Below are 12,478 nucleotides of genomic sequence, written 5' to 3'. Positions count from 1 at the left end.
CCTGATGCCTGGGATTCTTTTTGTCTGCACTGGAAATACCTGCCGGAGCAGTATGGCGGCAGCCATAGCCGCAAAACTGGCTAAGGAGCGCGGCCTGGACGTAACCATCAGTTCAGCTGGCCTGGCAGCCAGGGAAGGAGACCCGGCCACACCGGAAGCCGTCCAGGCCCTGGCTGAGATGGGCCTGGACCTTAGCAGCCATCGCGCCCGGCAGTTGACGGCGGCCACAGTCAGGGACGCCGATCTTATCCTGACCATGACAGCGGAGCACAGGGAAAGGATACTCCGGGACTACCCTGAGGCCAGGGGTAAAACTTATACCCTCAAGGAATACGTGCAGGGTCCTGAAGACCCGGCCATGGCGCGGCGGCGCCTGAAACTGGCGGGGGAGATAGCTGCCAGGGAACAGGAGTTTGCCGCTGCTCACCGCCAGGAACTGGAGGAGCTATACCGGGAAGCCGGCGACGGAGCTTTGAGCCAGGAGAAGAAAACCAGGTGGCAGCAGCTGGAGGCAGAGCTGACGGCCAGCCTAAAACCCCTGCTGGAGGAATTGGCTCGCATCCAGGCAGGAGCCAGCCGGGATATAGCCGATCCCTTCGGCCAGCCCCTGGAGGTTTACCGGGCAACAGCCAGGGAACTGGAGCGGCTTATTAGACAGGCGCTGAGGAAATTTTCACAAGAGAAAAAATAAGTTTGACAGCAGAGCAGGATTCCGGTTAATTGTGGCGAACATTTAAGTATGGTTTAATATTATGGGGGAGAGATGAAGTGAAATTGCGCGTAGCTCTGGGTAGCGATCATGGCGGTTTTCACCTGAAGATGGCGATTAAAGACTACCTGAACCGGCAGGGGATTGCCAATCACGACTTCGGCACCTACAATGCCGAATCCGTCGATTATCCAGATTATGCCCATAAAGTAGCGGCTGCCGTCGCCAGCGGCGAGTATGATCGCGGCATCTTGTGCTGCGGCACGGGCATCGGCGTCTGTATCGCCGCCAATAAGGTACCGGGTATCCGGGCCGCCCTGTGCCATGATACCTTTTCTGCCCGGGCGGCGCGGGAGCATAATGACGCCAACATCCTGACCCTGGGGGAACGGGTTATCGGTCCCGGTTTGGCCCTGGAGATTGTTGATACCTGGTTAAAGGCCGAATTCAGCGGCGGCCGTCATGCCCGCCGGGTTCAGAAGATCAGCGCCATTGAAGACCAGTACCGGGGCCGGGAAGACCGGGTTGTTGTACCCTGTTGCCATGACGGGAAGTAGACAGGGGGGAAAAATTATGGCTGAATGGCAGGATGTGACGGCAACCGTTCAAGCTGCGGCGGAAGAATTGCTTAATGTAGCCGGCCTGCAACCGGGGCAGATCCTGGTAGTGGGCTGCAGCACCAGCGAGATAACGGGCCGGTCCATCGGCACCGCCTCCTCCCTGGAAATAGGACAGGCTGTAGTAGCAGGCCTCCTGGCAGCAACCAACCGGGCCCAGGTCTATCTGGCCGCCCAGTGTTGCGAGCACCTGAATCGGGCCCTGGTCATCGAGGCCGGTGCCGCCAGCCTTTATAACCTGCCCGTAGTTACGGTCGTACCGGCTCCAAAGGCCGGAGGATCCCTGGCTACGGCCGCCTATGCCTCCCTGCACCGGCCGGTAGTAGTGGCCTCCCTCCTGGCCCAGGCCCATGCCGGCCTGGATATCGGTTCCACCCTTATTGGCATGCACCTGCGGCCGGTGGCCGTGCCCGTCCGCCTGGCCATCAAGACCATCGGCGCAGCGCCGGTAACTGCAGCCCGGACGCGGCCCCCCTTAATCGGCGGCCAGCGGGCAGTATATAAGTAATTTTCGAAGGAGGCCTTTACCAAATGAACCTGGAAACAGTAGCCAAGGTTGATCCCGAAATAGTAGCCGCCGTCAGGGGCGAGCTTCAACGCCAGCGGACCCACCTGGAACTAATCGCCTCAGAGAACTTCGTCAGCCAGGCCGTCATGGAGGCCTATAGCTGCGTCCTGACCAATAAATACGCCGAAGGGTATCCCGGCAAACGCTATTATGGCGGTTGTGAATGGGCCGACGTAGTCGAAAACTTGGCCCGGGAAAGGGCCAAAGCCCTCTTCGGGGCCGAGCACGCCAATGTCCAGCCCCATTCCGGCAGCCAGGCCAACACCGCCGTCTACCTGGCCGTTCTGAACCCGGGCGATAAGGCCCTGGGCATGAACCTGGCCCACGGCGGCCATTTGACCCACGGTAGCCCGGTAAGCCTTTCCGGCAAATACTATAACTTCTGTTTCTACGGCGTCGATGCCAAAACCGGCCGTATTGACTATGACGCCGTAGCCCGCATCGCCCGTGAGGAGCGGCCCAGACTGATCGTCGCCGGGGCCAGCGCCTACCCGCGGGTAATCGACTTTGCCCGTTTCCGCGAGATTGCCGACGAGGTCGGCGCCCTGCTGATGGTGGATATGGCCCATATCGCCGGACTGGTGGCCGCCGGTATCCATCCCAACCCGGTACCCTACGCCCACTTCGTGACCACCACCACCCATAAGACCATGCGCGGTCCGCGGGGTGGGATTATCCTGACCACCAGGGAATACGCCCGGGATATCGATAAGGCCGTCTTCCCCGGTGTCCAGGGCGGTCCCCTGATGCACGTCATCGCCGCCAAGGCTGTGGCCTTAAAGGAGGCCATGCTGCCGGAGTTCAAACGTTACCAGGAGCAAATAGTTACCAATGCCCGTACCCTGGCCGACGCCCTCATGGGCTACGGATTTAACCTGGTTTCCGGCGGTACCGACAACCACCTAATGCTCGTCGACCTACGCAATAAGAATATAACCGGCCGGGAGGCCGAAGATATCCTGGCCTCGGTCCAGATTACCGTCAACAAGAACACCATCCCCTTCGACCCGCAGAAGCCCAGCGTAACCAGCGGCATCCGCCTGGGAACGGCCGCTCTGACCTCCCGGGGCATGGACGCCGACGCCATGGTCCAGGTGGCCCGGGCCATCGACCTGGCCCTCTCCTACGGTCCGGATGAGAAGAAACTGGAGGAAGCCAGGGGTATCGTCGCCGAACTCTGCCGGGCCTTCCCCCTCTACCAGGAGCTCGACTAAACAAAAAGCCCTCCCGGAAGGACAATTGCGGGAGGGCTTTTCAATAAAAAACACTGGCCGGAAACGATAATTTATGCTAAATTAAATCAGGAAACGCGCAAACGGGACAGGTCTCACCGACCGGGGCCGGTCTCAATCATGTATCGGGTCTACTCCGGGCGCCGTGGGATCGGAAGCCTGTACGCGAGGGATTAGTTTATGCGTAAAGAGTGGGACGAATACTTTCTGGACATTGCCTTCCAGGTAGCCAGCCGGAGTACCTGCAACCGGCTGGCTGTAGGTGCCGTGGTGGTAAAAGACAAGCGCATCAAAGGCACCGGCTATAATGGCGCCCCCCACGGCCTGCCCCACTGCCTGGAGGTCGGCTGCCTCATGGAGGGCGAGCACTGCCTGCGTACCATCCACGCCGAGATCAACGCCCTCCTGGAGTGCTCGCCGGAGGAACGGCAGGGGGCGACCATGTATGTCACCGACTACCCCTGCGAGAGGTGTGCCCTGGTCATCGTCCAGTCCGGCATCAAAAGACTCGTCTATGCCCGGCCCTATCATGTCAACCACGACTGGCTCCTGGAAGCAGGGATCGAAATCGTCCATCTGCCCCGGTAAAGGGTAGTTGTCCTGACTATAAAAAATAGTGCCAACCCTGGCTGAAGAATGTTCGCATCCCTCCTCCGTTGTTATGCTTTGTTATGGTATAATAAAGGGCAGTCCAAGGGGGAAGGAACTTTGGAGCAGAAGATCATCGCCCTGCCCAGATTGGACAACCTGACGCCCACCATGGAATCTACAGCCCTGAAGCTCATGGAAGAAGCCGGCGAGCTGGCCCAGGCCATCGGCAAGCTGCGGGGCCTGAGCGGCGAGCAGGTCCATGTAGATGCCGCAGCAGTCCGGACAGCCATCACCCGTGAACTTCTGGATGTAGCCCAGACGGCCGTTTCCCTGATGTTCGTCCTGGAGGAACAGTACGGCGTCGACATCCAGCAGGCCCTGGAGGAGCATATCGCCAAACTTCGGGCCAAGGGTTATATAAAATAAAAAGCTTAAGACCCAGCACTGGAGGTAACCCATGCCGCCTTATAAGATACTCACCGTCTTCGGCACCAGGCCCGAGGCTATTAAGATGGCCCCGGTGGTCAAAGAACTCAATCTCCACCCCGAGGAGTTTACCTGTCTGGTGGCAGTCACGGCCCAGCATCGAGAGATGCTCGACCAGGTCCTGCGCCTCTTCCATATCAAACCCGATTACGACCTGGATATTATGCGGCCACGCCAGACCCTGGAGGAGATTACCACCAGGGCCCTGACCGGCCTGGCCGGGGTTCTCAAAGAGGCCCGCCCGGACCTGGTCCTGGTCCACGGCGACACCACCACCACCTTTGTCGCCGCCCTGGCGGCCTTTTACCAGCAGATACCCGTCGGCCATGTCGAGGCGGGCCTAAGGACCGGCGACCGCTATGCCCCCTTTCCCGAGGAAATGAATCGCCGCCTGGCCGGGGTACTGACCGACATCCACTTCGCGCCCACAGCCAAGGCCCGGGACAATCTCCTCCGCGAAGGCATAGCTCCGGAGCATATCTATGTCACCGGTAACACGGTCATCGACGCCTTAAAAGCCACCATCCGGGAAGAATACCAGTTTGGAGACCACGGCCTGGCGGGGCTGGACTTACGGGAAAAGCGGGTCATCCTGGTGACGGCCCACCGGCGGGAGAACTGGGGCGAACCCCTTAAGGAGATCTTTACGGCTCTGCGGGATTTAATCCGGCGCCATCCCGACACAGCCCTGATTTTTCCCGTTCACTATAACCCGCGGGTCCGGCAACTGGCCCGGGAGGTCCTCGGCGGCCAGGAGCGGGTTTATTTAATCGAACCCCTTGATTACGAGCCCTTTGTCAACCTCATGAACCGAGCCTATCTGGTCCTGACGGATTCCGGCGGCCTGCAGGAAGAAGCCCCGGCCCTGGGCAAGCCCGTGCTGGTCCTGCGGGAGGTTACGGAACGGCCGGAAGCCGTAGCCGCCGGCACCGTCCGCCTGGTGGGCACCGCCTACCGTGACATCCTGGCGGCGGCGGAGGAACTCCTGACTGACAGGCAGGCTTACCTGCAAATGGCCCACGCCGTCAACCCTTATGGTGACGGCCAGGCCTCCCGGCGCATTCGCAGCGCCCTCCGCCATTACTTCGGAATGACTGTTGCCCGGCCCCAGGAATTTCAACCCTTGGGGGCAACCGGACAAAAATAAATTTTTCACAAGCAGGATTATCGACATCAAAGGAGAATAAATAAAGACAGGTAACAGGAAAAAGGTATAAAATTTTCCTCCGGGCAGCAACTTAACATCAATGGCTGCAAAAAAACGCAATTACTGGGATTATGCCAGGTATACCAATATGGCTTTTTCCTTCGGCATAACCCTGACGGCAGGGGTTCTCCTCGGTTTTTACGGGGGGAGCTGGTTGGACCGGCGCCTGGGCACTTCTCCCTGGCTGATGCTGGCCGGCGTCCTGCTGGGCATCGGTACTGGCTTCCACAGTATCTTTAGTGAACTGCGGGCCCTGGAGAAAGATTTAAAAAACAGGGAGACCGATGCTCAGGATAAAGGTAAGCCCCATTGAAAGATGGATGCTGGCATTGGCCGCCGTGGGCGTAATGTCCGGTGGGGTTGCGGGCTATTACCTTTTTGTTGCCGGCCTGGTGGTCGGCTTGATGGCTTCGCTCCTGTTACTGCGGTGGCAACTGGCGGCCGCGAGGAACGAAGACAACCTGCACCCCATCGACGCCCATAACCGGCTGATGTTTCGTTCGCTAATCAGAACCGGCGTGGCTTTAACCCTGTTGACCCTGGCCGTTCTAAAGGGCATCGAGTTACTCTTTGGTGTGCTGGCGGGCCTGTTCCTCCAGGTCGCCGCTTACATGGGCCAGGCAGCCCTGATTATCCTGAGAAAGGAGGGGAAGAAAGTTGGGACTTCGGGCTCTGGGCGAGATCATGACCCATGTCCGCCCGGTTGAAATCTTTCACCTGGGACCTATCCCCATCTATTCTACGGTGGTCAACACCTGGATTATTATGATCCTGCTGCTGGCCGGGATCTTCCTGGCGACCAGGAAACTCAGTTTTATCCCGCGGGGGGCCCAGCATGTCCTGGAGATGTTCCTGGAGTTCTTCTACGGGCTCCTGGAAGAAATCATAGGCAAAGAAGGGCGGCGTTATCTCCCTCTGGTTGCTACCCTCTTTATCTTTATTTTAAGCCTGAATCTATCATGGTTTATCCCGGGGATGAAACCGCCTACCATGGACCTCTCCACCACGGCGGCCTTTGCGGTGACGACCATTATCCTGGTCCAGATTTTCGGCATCCGCAAACTGGGGCTGCGGGGGTACATCTGCCATTTTTTCCAGCCGGCGCCATTTCTTTTTCCTTTAAACGTTATCGAAGAACTGGTCAAACCGGTATCCCTTTCCCTCCGTCTTTTCGGCAATTTGTTTGGCGAAGAGATGGTGGTTACCATTTTATTTCTGATGATACCCTTCCTGTTGCCGACCCCCATTATGCTTCTGGGGGTTCTGATGGGTACCATCCAGGCTTTTGTATTTACCCTGTTGACTATTACCTATATCGCCAACTTTGTCCACGGGCACTGAGTGGCTGTAAACGTTAGCATGGGTAAAAACAGGTTGTATAGCCCAAAGGGCTTTTTCTTAAACTGAGTTTTATATTTTCAAAGGAGGAGACATATGGCAACAATAGGTTTTATCGGTGTCGGCCTGGCTATAGGCCTGGCAGCTTTGGGTTCGGGCCTTGGCCAGGGTATTGCTTCCCGGGGAGCGCTGGAGGGTATGGCCCGCCAGCCGGAGGCCAGCGGTGACATCCGGACGACCCTGCTCCTGGCCCTGGCCTTTATGGAAGCCTTAACGCTCTTCTCTTTCGTTATTGCAATCCTCATGTGGACCAAACTCTAAGGTTCAGGTTGCGGGCGAATAGGACGGCGGCAGGCGGTCTTATTCGCCCCTGTCCTATGGGGAAGAGCGAAAGGAGGGTGAAGCTTTGCAGGCGATTTTCCAGGCCCTGAATTTTAATCCCTGGACCTTTTTATTTCAGACCTTAAATTTGCTTGTGGTTATGGGGTTACTGTATGTATTCCTGTATAAGCCCCTGGGCAAGGTCCTGGCCGACCGCGAGGCCAGGATTGAGGGCAACCTGAACGACGCGGCGGCAGCCAGGGAAAAGGCGGAAAACATCCTCGCCGAATACCGGCAACAGCTCCAGGGCGCCCGCCAGGAAGCCCAGGCCATCCTGGACAGGGCTACGAAGATGGCCGAAGAAACCCGGGCGGAGATTATTAACCGGGCCCGGGAAGAAGCCGAACGGACCCTGGCACAGGCCCGGAGGGAGATTGAGGGTGAGAAGAGCAAGGCCCTGGCAGCCATTCGCAGCGAAGCCGCCAGCTTGGCGATCCTGGCAGCCGGCAAGGTCCTGGAGCGTTCCCTGACTCCCGATGACCAGGAACGGCTGGCCCGGGAAGCCATTGCCGAGGTGGAGCGACTGCAATGAGTGAGCAGAACGTAGCCAGGCGCTATGCCCGCGCCCTTTTTAATATTGCCCGGGAGCAGGGTACAGCCGGCGAATTTGCCAACGGCCTGGAGGAGGTCAGCCGTACCCTGGCTGAAAACAGTGACTTCCGCCGGGTACTCTACCACCAGTTGATCCCCGTGCGGGAGAAACAGAAACTCATCGATACCATCTTTCCCGACATTAACCCGCTCTTAAAGAACTTCCTCCACCTGGTCCTGGCCAAGGGCCGGGAGCGGGCGCTGCCGGAGATGGCCGCCCAGTTCCGCCGCCTGGTGGACCAGGCCGAAAACATCCTGCCCGTGGAGGTCACCTCGGCCATTACCCTGCGGGAGGATATCCTGGCTGGCCTGAAGGAACGCCTGGCCGGAATTACCAGGAGGAATATCCGACTCTCCAGCCGGGTCAACCCGGAGTTAATCGGCGGGGTGGTCATCCGCCTGGGGGACCGCGTCCTGGATGTCAGCGTCAAGAAAAAGCTGGAACTCCTGGGTGAACACCTGAAACGGGCTTGAGAGAACGACAGAAAAATCGGACAGGGCGAAGGGGTGAAAGGTAGATTTGAGCATTCGACCCGACGAGATAACCAGTATTTTAAAGAACCAGATTGAACAATACCAGCTGGAAGTAGAAATGGCCGAGGTGGGAACCGTTACCCAGGTCGGTGACGGTATCGCCCGCATCTACGGCCTGGACCGGGCCATGGCCGGCGAGCTGCTGGAGTTCCCCGGCGATATCTATGGCATGGTCCTGAACCTGGAAGAAGATAACGTCGGCGCCGTTATCCTCGGTCCCTATACCCATATCAAAGAGGGCGACCAGGTCAAACGTACCGGGCGTATTGTCGAGGTGCCGGTGGGCGAAGCCCTCATCGGCCGGGTGGTCAACGCCATGGGCCAGCCCATAGACGGCAAGGGGCCTATCCAGACGGATAAATTCCGCCCGGTGGAATCCCCGGCGCCGGGCGTGGTCTACCGCCAGCCGGTCAATACTCCCTTACAAACGGGCCTCAAGGCCATTGACTCCATGGTCCCCATCGGCCGCGGTCAGCGGGAGCTGATTATCGGTGACCGCCAGACGGGGAAGACGGCCATTGCCGTGGACACCATCATCAACCAAAAGGGGCAGAACGTTATCTGCATCTATGTGGCCATCGGCCAGAAGGCTTCTACAGTGGCGGGCGTAGTCCAGCGTCTGGAAGAGGCCGGAGCTATGGAATATACCATCGTCGTTATGGCTACAGCCAGCGAACCGGCGCCCATGCTCTACATTGCCCCCTACGCCGGCTGCACCATGGGCGAATACTTTATGTATGAGCAGCACCGGGACGTTCTCTGCGTTTATGACGACCTTTCCAAGCACGCAGCAGCCTACCGGGAACTCTCCCTGCTTCTGCGGCGGCCGCCGGGCCGTGAGGCTTACCCCGGGGATGTCTTCTATCTCCACTCCCGGTTGCTGGAGCGGGCCGCCCGCCTGAACGACTCCCTGGGTGGCGGTTCCCTCACTGCCCTGCCGGTCATTGAGACCCAGGCTGGCGATGTCTCCGCTTACATTCCGACCAATGTTATCTCCATCACCGACGGCCAGATCTTCCTGGAGTCTGATCTCTTCTATGCCGGCCAGCGTCCGGCCATTAACGTCGGCCTCTCGGTATCCCGGGTGGGCGGCGCCGCCCAGATCAAGGCCATGAAACAGGTGGCCGGCCGCCTGCGCCTGGACCTGGCCCAGTACCGCGAGCTGGCGGCCTTCGCCCAGTTCGGTTCCGACCTGGATAAAGCCACCCAGGCGAGATTGGCCCGGGGCGAGCGCATGATGGAGATTTTGAAACAAGACCAGTACCAACCCATGCCCGTCGAAGAACAGGTGGTCGTCCTCTATGCTGCCGTCAATGGCTTCCTGGACGACCTGCCTGTAGCCCGGGTGCGCGCCTTTGAAAAGGACTTCCTGCGCTTCCTCCGCAACGAGAGGCCTGAGGTCCTGGCCGGCATCCGCGAAAAACGCCAGCTGGACGATAACCTCCAGGAACAACTGAAAAAGAGCATTGAAGACTTCAAAGGCAGCTTTACCGCTGCCGGAGAATCATAAGGTGGTGAGCCGGCATGGCCCACATGCGTGACCTGAAGCGCCGCATCCGCAGTGTCCAGAGTACCCAGCATATTACCAGGGCCATGAAGATGGTAGCTGCCGCCAAGCTGCGCAAGGCCCAGGCCCAGGTCACGGCAGCCCGGCCCTATGCCGCCAAGCTGGAGGAAGTCGTGGGACGCCTGATGGCGGCCGTGGATCCGGAAACCCAGCCCCTGGCCGCCACCCGGGAGGTAAAAAAAGCCGGCTATGTCCTGATAACCGCTGACCGGGGCCTGGCCGGGGGTTATAACGCCAACCTCATCCGGCTGACGGAGGAACGCCTGCGGGAGGAAGGCCGTCCCGCTGCCCTGGTAGCCGTGGGCCGCAAGGGCCGGGACTTTTTCCGCCGCCGGCCGGTGGAGATAGTCAAATCCTTCACCGACATAGGCGATAACCCGGAACTCATCCAGGCCCGGGAACTGGCCCGCCAGCTGGTGACCATGTACCTGGAGGGTACCCTGGACGAGGTTAACCTGATCTATACCCGTTTCTATTCGGCCATCCGCCAGGTACCCATGGTTGAGCGGTTGCTGCCCATCGCTACCCCCCGGGAAAAGAAGGATACCGGCGATTATATCTATGAACCCTCACCGGAGGCCGTCCTGCGGGTCCTCCTGCCCCGGTACTGCGAGATCAAGGTCTACCGGGCCCTCCTGGAGGCCAAGGCCAGCGAGCACGGCGCCCGGATGACGGCCATGGATAACGCCACCAAGAATGCTGCCGAGATGATTGACAAATTCACCCTATCCTTCAACCGCGCCCGCCAGGCGGCCATCACCAACGAGATCGTGGAGATCGTCGCCGGGGCAGATGCTTTGAAGTAAAGGAGGGGACAAGTTTGAACGAAGGACAGGTGGTCCAGGTTATTGGCCCGGTGGTTGACGTCGAATTCGCCAGCGACCGGCTGCCCGACCTGTATAACGCCATCACCATTAAAACCGATAAGATTAATATAACCATGGAGGCCATGCAGCACCTGGGCAACAACACCGTCCGCTGTGTGGCCCTCTCCTCGACCGACGGCCTGCAGCGAGGGATGAAGGCCGTTGACACCGGCCAGCCAATCACCGTACCGGTAGGCCGGGCTACCCTGGGACGGCTCTTTAACGTCCTGGGAGAACCCATTGACAACCAGGGACCGGTAGAAACCACCGAGAGGCTGCCCATTCACCGGCCGGCGCCCTCCTTTGAAGAGCAACAGCCTTCTACCGAGGTCCTGGAGACTGGCATCAAGGTGGTCGACCTCCTGGCGCCCTACGCCAAGGGCGGCAAGATCGGCCTCTTCGGCGGCGCCGGGGTCGGCAAGACGGTCCTCATCATGGAACTCATCCGCAACATCGCCTATGAACACGGCGGCTTTTCCGTCTTCAGCGGCGTGGGCGAGCGTACCCGCGAGGGTAACGACCTCTACCTGGAGATGAAGGAATCCGGGGTTCTCGAAAAGACGGCCCTGGTCTTTGGCCAGATGAACGAACCCCCGGGTGCCCGCCTGCGGGTGGGTCTTACAGGCCTGACTATGGCCGAGTACTTCCGGGACGCCGAGGGCCAGGACGTTCTCCTCTTCATCGACAATATCTTTCGCTTCGTGCAGGCCGGTTCCGAGGTTTCCGCCCTCCTGGGCCGGATGCCCTCGGCGGTGGGTTATCAGCCCACCCTGGCCACAGAGATGGGGGCCCTGCAGGAACGGATTACCTCCACGAAAAAGGGTTCCATCACCTCCGTGCAAGCTATCTATGTGCCGGCCGACGACCTGACCGACCCGGCCCCGGCGACGACCTTCGCCCATCTGGACGCCACCACGGTTCTGTCCCGGCAGATCGCTGAGCTGGGCATCTACCCGGCCGTCGACCTCCTGGACTCCACCTCCCGTATCCTGGACCCGCGCGTCCTGGGAGAAGAGCACTACCAGGTGGCCCGGGGCGTCCAGCAGGTACTGCAGCGTTATAAAGAACTTCAGGACATTATCGCCATCCTGGGAATGGATGAGCTGTCCGAAGAAGATAAACTCATAGTTGCCCGGGCACGCAAGATCCAGCGTTTCCTCTCCCAGCCCTTCCACGTAGCCGAGGCTTTTACCGGCCAGCCCGGGGTTTATGTGCCCCTGAAGGAAACCATTCGCGGTTTCAAAGAGATCCTGGAGGGCCGCCACGACAACCTCCCCGAGCAGGCCTTCTATATGGTCGGGACCATCGACGAAGCCGTCAAGAAGGGCCAGGAGTTGATGTAGATGGCCTCCCTCAACCTGGAGATCATAACTCCCGAGCGGGTGGTCCTGCAGGCGGAAGCCGCCAGCGTCATAGCTCCAGGTATCCAGGGCTACCTGGGTGTCCTACCGGAGCACGCCCCTTTGATCACTCCCCTCCAGGCCGGGGTCGTCACCTGCCGCCGGCGGGAGAGAGCGGAGGAACGTGTGGCTGTTTCCGGCGGTTTCCTGGAAGCCGGCCCGGACCGGGTAATTATCCTGGCCGATACAGCCGAACGGTTGGAAGAGATCGACGTCGAACGGGCCCGGCAGGCGCGGGAGCGGGCCGAGCGGCGCTTGCGGGAGCGCCCCCCGGGCCTGGACGTCGCCAGGGCCGAGGCCGCCCTGCGGCGAGCCGTAGCCCGCTTGAAGGCCGCCGGAGCTATTTAAGTAGTCTATTTTTCCAGTCCCCTGGCAAGAATAGGAATAACAC

17 protein-coding genes are annotated in these 12,478 nt (G+C 59.7%); all 17 read left to right on the top strand.

What is annotated here, in order from left to right; translation table 11 throughout:
- The first annotated feature begins 4 nt into the window (after positions 1–4).
- The 17 genes from MOTHE_RS13735 to MOTHE_RS11825 all read left to right on the top strand — a co-directional run bounded on the left by MOTHE_RS13735 (position 5) and on the right by MOTHE_RS11825 (position 12,435).
- Positions 5–691, top strand: coding sequence for a low molecular weight protein arginine phosphatase (locus MOTHE_RS13735; RefSeq protein WP_011393870.1), 687 nt, complete (start codon positions 5–7; stop codon positions 689–691).
- 83 nt (positions 692–774) lie between these two features.
- Positions 775–1,266, top strand: coding sequence for a ribose 5-phosphate isomerase B (gene rpiB, locus MOTHE_RS11900; protein ID WP_053095283.1), 492 nt, complete (start codon positions 775–777; stop codon positions 1,264–1,266).
- A 16-nt stretch (positions 1,267–1,282) separates the two neighbouring features.
- The gene (locus MOTHE_RS11895) at positions 1,283–1,834 is read left to right on the top strand and encodes a TIGR01440 family protein (RefSeq protein WP_011393868.1); all 552 of its coding nucleotides are present in this window, start codon (positions 1,283–1,285) and stop codon (positions 1,832–1,834) included.
- A 29-nt stretch (positions 1,835–1,863) separates the two neighbouring features.
- A complete protein-coding gene (glyA, locus tag MOTHE_RS11890; RefSeq protein WP_422879655.1) occupies positions 1,864–3,108 on the top strand; it encodes a serine hydroxymethyltransferase in 1,245 nt (414 codons plus the stop codon).
- A 198-nt stretch (positions 3,109–3,306) separates the two neighbouring features.
- A complete protein-coding gene (locus tag MOTHE_RS11885) occupies positions 3,307–3,714 on the top strand; it encodes a deoxycytidylate deaminase (RefSeq protein WP_011393866.1) in 408 nt (135 codons plus the stop codon).
- A gap of 120 nt (positions 3,715–3,834) precedes the next feature.
- Entirely contained in the window at positions 3,835–4,143 is a 309-nt protein-coding gene (locus MOTHE_RS11880; RefSeq protein WP_011393865.1) for a MazG-like family protein, read from the top strand.
- Positions 4,144–4,174: 31 nt separating this feature from the next.
- Positions 4,175–5,350, top strand: a complete 1,176-nt coding sequence (wecB, locus tag MOTHE_RS11875) for a non-hydrolyzing UDP-N-acetylglucosamine 2-epimerase (RefSeq protein ID WP_011393864.1) — start codon at positions 4,175–4,177, stop codon at positions 5,348–5,350.
- Between the two features lie 100 nt (positions 5,351–5,450).
- Positions 5,451–5,723 (top strand): AtpZ/AtpI family protein, encoded by a 273-nt coding sequence (locus MOTHE_RS11870; protein ID WP_011393863.1) that lies wholly within the window; start codon positions 5,451–5,453, stop codon positions 5,721–5,723.
- On the top strand, positions 5,695–6,117 hold the full coding sequence (locus tag MOTHE_RS11865) for a hypothetical protein (RefSeq protein ID WP_011393862.1): 423 nt from the start codon (positions 5,695–5,697) through the stop codon (positions 6,115–6,117). Before MOTHE_RS11870 ends, MOTHE_RS11865 begins: the two co-directional genes overlap by 29 nt.
- Positions 6,068–6,751 (top strand): F0F1 ATP synthase subunit A, encoded by a 684-nt coding sequence (gene atpB / locus MOTHE_RS11860; protein ID WP_201776962.1) that lies wholly within the window; start codon positions 6,068–6,070, stop codon positions 6,749–6,751. The genes MOTHE_RS11865 and atpB overlap by 50 nt, the downstream gene beginning before the upstream one ends.
- Positions 6,752–6,844: 93 nt before the next feature.
- Positions 6,845–7,069, top strand: a complete 225-nt coding sequence (atpE, locus tag MOTHE_RS11855) for an ATP synthase F0 subunit C (RefSeq protein ID WP_011393860.1) — start codon at positions 6,845–6,847, stop codon at positions 7,067–7,069.
- Between the two features lie 85 nt (positions 7,070–7,154).
- The gene (atpF, locus tag MOTHE_RS11850; protein ID WP_011393859.1) at positions 7,155–7,661 is read left to right on the top strand and encodes a F0F1 ATP synthase subunit B; all 507 of its coding nucleotides are present in this window, start codon (positions 7,155–7,157) and stop codon (positions 7,659–7,661) included.
- Positions 7,658–8,194, top strand: a complete 537-nt coding sequence (atpH, locus tag MOTHE_RS11845; RefSeq protein WP_053095162.1) for an ATP synthase F1 subunit delta — start codon at positions 7,658–7,660, stop codon at positions 8,192–8,194. The genes atpF and atpH overlap by 4 nt, the downstream gene beginning before the upstream one ends.
- Before the next feature lie 46 nt (positions 8,195–8,240).
- Entirely contained in the window at positions 8,241–9,764 is a 1,524-nt protein-coding gene (atpA, locus tag MOTHE_RS11840; RefSeq protein WP_011393857.1) for a F0F1 ATP synthase subunit alpha, read from the top strand.
- Between the two features lie 14 nt (positions 9,765–9,778).
- A complete protein-coding gene (gene atpG / locus MOTHE_RS11835) occupies positions 9,779–10,627 on the top strand; it encodes an ATP synthase F1 subunit gamma (RefSeq protein WP_011393856.1) in 849 nt (282 codons plus the stop codon).
- A gap of 14 nt (positions 10,628–10,641) precedes the next feature.
- Complete coding sequence (gene atpD / locus MOTHE_RS11830; protein ID WP_053095161.1) at positions 10,642–12,030, top strand: F0F1 ATP synthase subunit beta; 1,389 nt, start codon at positions 10,642–10,644, stop codon at positions 12,028–12,030.
- Entirely contained in the window at positions 12,031–12,435 is a 405-nt protein-coding gene (locus tag MOTHE_RS11825; RefSeq protein WP_053095160.1) for a F0F1 ATP synthase subunit epsilon, read from the top strand. It begins immediately after the preceding gene.
- Positions 12,436–12,478: the final 43 nt, after the last annotated feature.

This window comes from Moorella thermoacetica (assembly GCF_001267405.1).
Lineage (GTDB): Bacteria > Bacillota > DSM-521 > Neomoorellales > Neomoorellaceae > Neomoorella > Neomoorella thermoacetica.
This window is presented reverse-complemented; position numbering and strand designations above follow the sequence as displayed.

Excerpts from the sequence above, each read along its gene's own strand:
- MOTHE_RS11895 (WP_011393868.1), top strand. The coding sequence starts at position 1,283 with ATGGCTGAATGGCAGGATGTGACGGCAACCGTTCAAGCTGCGGCGGAA.
- MOTHE_RS11885 (WP_011393866.1), top strand. The coding sequence starts at position 3,307 with ATGCGTAAAGAGTGGGACGAATACTTTCTGGACATTGCCTTCCAGGTA.
- atpH (WP_053095162.1), top strand. The coding sequence starts at position 7,658 with ATGAGTGAGCAGAACGTAGCCAGGCGCTATGCCCGCGCCCTTTTTAAT.
- MOTHE_RS13735 (WP_011393870.1), top strand. The coding sequence starts at position 5 with ATGCCTGGGATTCTTTTTGTCTGCACTGGAAATACCTGCCGGAGCAGT.
- atpG (WP_011393856.1), top strand. The coding sequence starts at position 9,779 with ATGGCCCACATGCGTGACCTGAAGCGCCGCATCCGCAGTGTCCAGAGT.
- MOTHE_RS11870 (WP_011393863.1), top strand. The coding sequence starts at position 5,451 with ATGGCTGCAAAAAAACGCAATTACTGGGATTATGCCAGGTATACCAAT.
- MOTHE_RS11865 (WP_011393862.1), top strand. The coding sequence starts at position 5,695 with ATGCTCAGGATAAAGGTAAGCCCCATTGAAAGATGGATGCTGGCATTG.
- MOTHE_RS11825 (WP_053095160.1), top strand. The coding sequence starts at position 12,031 with ATGGCCTCCCTCAACCTGGAGATCATAACTCCCGAGCGGGTGGTCCTG.
- atpE (WP_011393860.1), top strand. The coding sequence starts at position 6,845 with ATGGCAACAATAGGTTTTATCGGTGTCGGCCTGGCTATAGGCCTGGCA.
- wecB (WP_011393864.1), top strand. The coding sequence starts at position 4,175 with ATGCCGCCTTATAAGATACTCACCGTCTTCGGCACCAGGCCCGAGGCT.